3 rRNA genes are annotated in these 5283 nt (G+C 57.1%); all 3 read left to right on the top strand.

Annotated features, from left to right (window positions below):
• Positions 1–206 precede the first annotated feature (206 nt).
• Positions 207–1729 (top strand): 16S ribosomal RNA (locus tag QFW96_RS30140).
• A gap of 218 nt (positions 1730–1947) precedes the next feature.
• Positions 1948–5021 (top strand): 23S ribosomal RNA (locus QFW96_RS30135).
• 125 nt (positions 5022–5146) lie between these two features.
• A 5S ribosomal RNA gene (rrf, locus tag QFW96_RS30130) occupies positions 5147–5263 on the top strand.
• Together the 16S, 23S and 5S rRNA genes form the textbook arrangement of a ribosomal RNA operon.
• Positions 5264–5283 lie beyond the last annotated feature (20 nt).

The following is a 5283-nucleotide window of genomic DNA, read 5'->3' as shown; positions in this document are numbered from 1 at the left end:
TTGCGGCCCTGGAATGGGTGGTGAGGGATGGTGTGGGTGTGTTCTTTGAGAACTCAACAGTGGACTGTTTTGGTTAGTGTTCTTTTATGCCCCTGACCAACTGGATGCGGGTTTTGCCTGCTGATGGTGGTTGGTGGTTTCTTTGAGTATCACGCTCCGACCCTGTGTGGTTGTTGAGTGTGTGCTGGGATTGTTTCAACAAGGCATTGTTGGAGAGTTTGATCCTGGCTCAGGACGAACGCTGGCGGCGTGCTTAACACATGCAAGTCGAACGATGAAGCCGCTTCGGTGGTGGATTAGTGGCGAACGGGTGAGTAACACGTGGGTAATCTGCCCTGCACTCTGGGATAAGCCTTGGAAACGAGGTCTAATACCGGATACGACACACGGAGGCATCTCCTGTGTGTGGAAAGTTCCGGCGGTGCAGGATGAGCCCGCGGCCTATCAGCTTGTTGGTGGGGTAGTGGCCTACCAAGGCGACGACGGGTAGCCGGCCTGAGAGGGTGACCGGCCACACTGGGACTGAGACACGGCCCAGACTCCTACGGGAGGCAGCAGTGGGGAATCTTGCGCAATGGGCGAAAGCCTGACGCAGCAACGCCGCGTGGGGGATGACGGCCTTCGGGTTGTAAACCTCTTTCGACAGGGACGAAGGGTGACTGACGGTACCTGTAGAAGAAGCACCGGCTAACTACGTGCCAGCAGCCGCGGTAATACGTAGGGTGCGAGCGTTGTCCGGATTTATTGGGCGTAAAGAGCTCGTAGGCGGTTTGTCGCGTCGGCCGTGAAAACCTGCAGCTTAACTGTGGGCGTGCGGTCGATACGGGCAGACTTGAGTTCGGCAGGGGAGACTGGAATTCCTGGTGTAGCGGTGAAATGCGCAGATATCAGGAGGAACACCGGTGGCGAAGGCGGGTCTCTGGGCCGATACTGACGCTGAGGAGCGAAAGCATGGGGAGCGAACAGGATTAGATACCCTGGTAGTCCATGCCGTAAACGTTGGGCGCTAGGTGTGGGGATGGGTTCCACCGTTTCCGTGCCGTAGCTAACGCATTAAGCGCCCCGCCTGGGGAGTACGGCCGCAAGGCTAAAACTCAAAGGAATTGACGGGGGCCCGCACAAGCGGCGGAGCATGTGGATTAATTCGATGCAACGCGAAGAACCTTACCTGGGTTTGACATGCACTAGACAGCCTCAGAGATGGGGTTTCCCTTGTGGTTGGTGTACAGGTGGTGCATGGCTGTCGTCAGCTCGTGTCGTGAGATGTTGGGTTAAGTCCCGCAACGAGCGCAACCCTTGCCCTATGTTGCCAGCGCGTGATGGCGGGGACTCGTAGGGGACTGCCGGGGTCAACTCGGAGGAAGGTGGGGATGACGTCAAGTCATCATGCCCCTTATGCCCAGGGCTTCACACATGCTACAATGGCCGGTACAGAGGGTTGCGATACTGTGAGGTGGAGCGAATCCCTTAAAGCCGGTCTCAGTTCGGATCGGGGTCTGCAACTCGACCCCGTGAAGTCGGAGTCGCTAGTAATCGCAGATCAGCATTGCTGCGGTGAATACGTTCCCGGGCCTTGTACACACCGCCCGTCACGTCATGAAAGTCGGTAACACCCGAAGCCCATGGCCTAACCCCTTGTGGGAGGGAGTGGTCGAAGGTGGGACTGGCGATTGGGACGAAGTCGTAACAAGGTAGCCGTACCGGAAGGTGCGGCTGGATCACCTCCTTTCTAAGGAGCAATACACCCCAGTCTTCGTGCTGGGAGTGTCCGAGTTGAATGTCCGCACGTGGCATTGCTCGGGTGCTCGATGGATTGTGGAACACACTAACTTTCGGCTGGCTGGTGCTGGCTGGGCAGTTCACTGTTGGGTATCTGAGAGAGCACGCTCTGTGTGTGTTTCTCGGGTTGTTGTTTGAGAATTGTATAGTGGGTGCGAGCATCTTTGTGGCCAAGTTTTTTAGGGCACATGGTGGATGCCTTGGTACCAGGGGCCGATGAAGGACGTGGTAGGCCGCGATAGTCCTCGGGGAGTTGTCAAACGAGCTGTGATCCGAGGGTGTCCGAATGGGGTAACCCAGCCCGAGTGATGTCGGGTTACTCATGCCTGAATATATAGGGTGTGAGGGGGAACGCGGGGAAGTGAAACATCTTAGTACCCGTAGGAAGAGAAAACACTGGTGATTCCGTGAGTAGTGGCGAGCGAAAGCGGAAGAGGCTAAACCGTGCGCGTGGGATACCTGGTAGGGGTTGCGTGTGCGGGGTTGTGGGACATCGCTTGAGGAGGCTACTGACTTCTCAGCATTGGATTGCGTGTTAGTTGAACAGGTTGGGAAACCTGACCGTAGACGGTGAGAGTCCGGTAGGCGAAAATGCGTGGTCGGTGTGTGGTGGTGTTCCCGAGTAGCAGCGCTTTCGTGGAGGGTGCTGTGAATCTGGCGGGACCACTCGCTAAGCCTAAATACTTCCTGGTGACCGATAGTGGATAGTACCGTGAGGGAATGGTGAAAAGTACCCCGGGAGGGGAGTGAAATAGTTCCTGAAACCATGTGCCTGCAATCCGTCAGAGCCTCCTTTGCAGGGGTGATGGCGTGCCTTTTGAAGAATGAGCCTGCGAGTTACTGCTGCGTGGCGAGGTTAACCTGGTTGTGGGGTAGCCGGAGCGAAAGCGAGTCTGAATAGGGCGTGTGAGTCGCGTGGTGTAGACCCGAAGCGGGGTGATCTACCCATGGCCAGGGTGAAGCGCGGGTAAGACCGTGTGGAGGCCCGAACCCACCAGGGTTGAAAACCTGGGGGATGAGCTGTGGGTAGGGGTGAAAGGCCAATCAAACTCCGTGATAGCTGGTTCTCCCCGAAATGCATTTAGGTGCAGCGTCGCATGTTGCTTGGGTGGGGTAGAGCACTGGTTGGTTGATGGGCCTTCACGGGTTACTGAGATCAGCCAAACTCCGAATACGCCTGAGTTGAGTGTGGCAGTGAGACGGCGGGGGAGAAGCTTCGTCGTCGAGAGGGAAACAGCCCAGAGCATCGGCTAAGGCCCCCAAGTGTGCGCTTAGTGGGAAAGGATGTGGGATCGCTTAGACAACCAGGAGGTTGGCTTAGAAGCAGCCATCCTTGAAAGAGTGCGTAATAGCTCACTGGTCAAGTGGTCCTGCGCCGACAATGTAGCGGGGCTGAAGCGCACCGCCGAAGCCATGCCAATCCACTTGTTGGGTTGGGTAGGGGAGCGTCCTGCACGAGGTGAAGCGTCCGCGGAAGCGTGGTGTGGATTGTGTGGGAGTGAGAATGCAGGCATGAGTAGCGAGTGAAGAGTGAGAATCTCTTCCGCCGGATGACCAAGGGTTCCTGGGGAAGGTTCGTCCGCCCAGGGTGAGTCGGGGCCTAAGGCGAGGCCGACAGGCGTAGTCGATGGATAACGGGTTGATATTCCCGTACCCGTGCATATGCGCCCATGATGAAACGGTTGAGACTAACCATCCGCGATGTGTGGATCCTTCGGGTGAAGCATTGAGTGCATGGGACCTGATTCCGCGGTAGTCAAGTGATGGGGTGACGCAGGAGGGTAGCTCTGCCAGTGAGTGGTTGTACTGGTGTAAGCCTGTAGCCCGGTGTGTAGGTAAATCCGCACATCTTGTGGGTGAGGGGTGATGCGTAGCCGTTGTGGTGATGTGAGTGATCCCATGCTGCCGAGAAAAGCCTCTAGCGAGTGTGTGCACGGCCCGTACCCGAAACCGACACAGGTGGTCAGGTAGAGAATACCGAGGCGGTCGGGTGAACTGTGGTTAAGGAATTCGGCAAATTGCCCCCGTAACTTTGGGAGAAGGGGGGCCACTGCTGGTGATCATCCTTTGCGGTGGGAGCTGGTGGTGGTCGCAGAGGCCAGGGAGAAGCGACTGTTTACTAAAAACACAGGTCCATGCGAAGCTGTAAGGCGATGTATATGGACTGACGCCTGCCCGGTGCTGGAACGTTAAGAGGACCCGTAAAGCCCTTTGGGGTGTAGCGGAGAATTTAAGCGCCAGTAAACGGCGGTGGTAACTATAACCATCCTAAGGTAGCGAAATTCCTTGTCGGGTAAGTTCCGACCTGCACGAATGGCGTAACGACTTCTCCGCTGTCTCGACCACAGGCCCGGTGAAATTGCAGTACGAGTAAAGATGCTCGTTTCGCGCGGCAGGACGGAAAGACCCCGGGACCTTTACTATAGCTTGGTATTGGTGTTTGGTTCGGCTTGTGTAGGATAGGTGGGAGACTGTGAAGCTGTCACGCTAGTGGTGGTGGAGTCGTTGGTGAAATACCACTCTGGTCGTTCCGGGCATCTAACTCGGGTCCGTGATCCGGATCGGGGACAGTGCCTGGTGGGTAGTTTAACTGGGGCGGTTGCCTCCTAAAGGGTAACGGAGGCGCCCAAAGGTTCCCTCAGCCTGGTTGGCAATCAGGTGTTGAGTGTAAGTGTATAAGGGAGCTTGACTGTGAGACTGACGGGTCGAGCAGGTGCGAAAGCAGGGACTAGTGATCCGGCACTGGCTGGTGGAAGCGGTGTCGCTCAACGGATAAAAGGTACCCCGGGGATAACAGGCTGATCTTGCCCAAGAGTCCATATCGACGGCATGGTTTGGCACCTCGATGTCGGCTCGTCGCATCCTGGGGCTGGAGTTGGTCCCAAGGGTTGGGCTGTTCGCCCATTAAAGCGGCACGCGAGCTGGGTTTAGAACGTCGTGAGACAGTTCGGTCCCTATCCGCCGCGCGCGTAGGAGACTTGCGGAAGGCTGTCCCTAGTACGAGAGGACCGGGACGGACGAACCTCTGGTGTGCCAGTTGTTCTGCCAAGGGCACGGCTGGTTGGCTATGTTCGGGAGGGATAACCGCTGAAAGCATCTAAGCGGGAAGCCTGTTCCTAGATGAGGTCTCCCGCCCCTTTGTGGGTTAAGGCTCCCGGTAGATGACCGGGTTGACAGGCCGGATGTGGAAGCACAGTAATGTGTGGAGCTGACCGGTGCTGATAGGCCGAGGACTTGCTCACGAAGGTGTTACGCACCCACTATACGATGTCTGAGACAGCAACCTGCGGGTTGTTAACTCAAGATGTGTGTCAACGCAGATTGGCACCCGAAGGTTTCCGACCCTGTGTGGGTTGGGCAGAGGGTTGTCGGTGGCGATGGCGGGGAGGGTCCGCCCGGTCCCATTCCGAACCCGGTAGCTAAGCTCCCCAGCGCTGATGGTACTGCACTCGCTAGGGTGTGGGAGAGTAAGACACCGCCGACACATTCCTTACAACGGGGCCG

The organism is Saccharopolyspora ipomoeae, assembly GCF_029952525.1.
GTDB lineage: Bacteria > Actinomycetota > Actinomycetes > Mycobacteriales > Pseudonocardiaceae > Saccharopolyspora > Saccharopolyspora ipomoeae.
The sequence above is the reverse complement of the archived record's forward strand: the minus strand, read 5'-3'. Positions and strand labels throughout refer to the sequence as shown.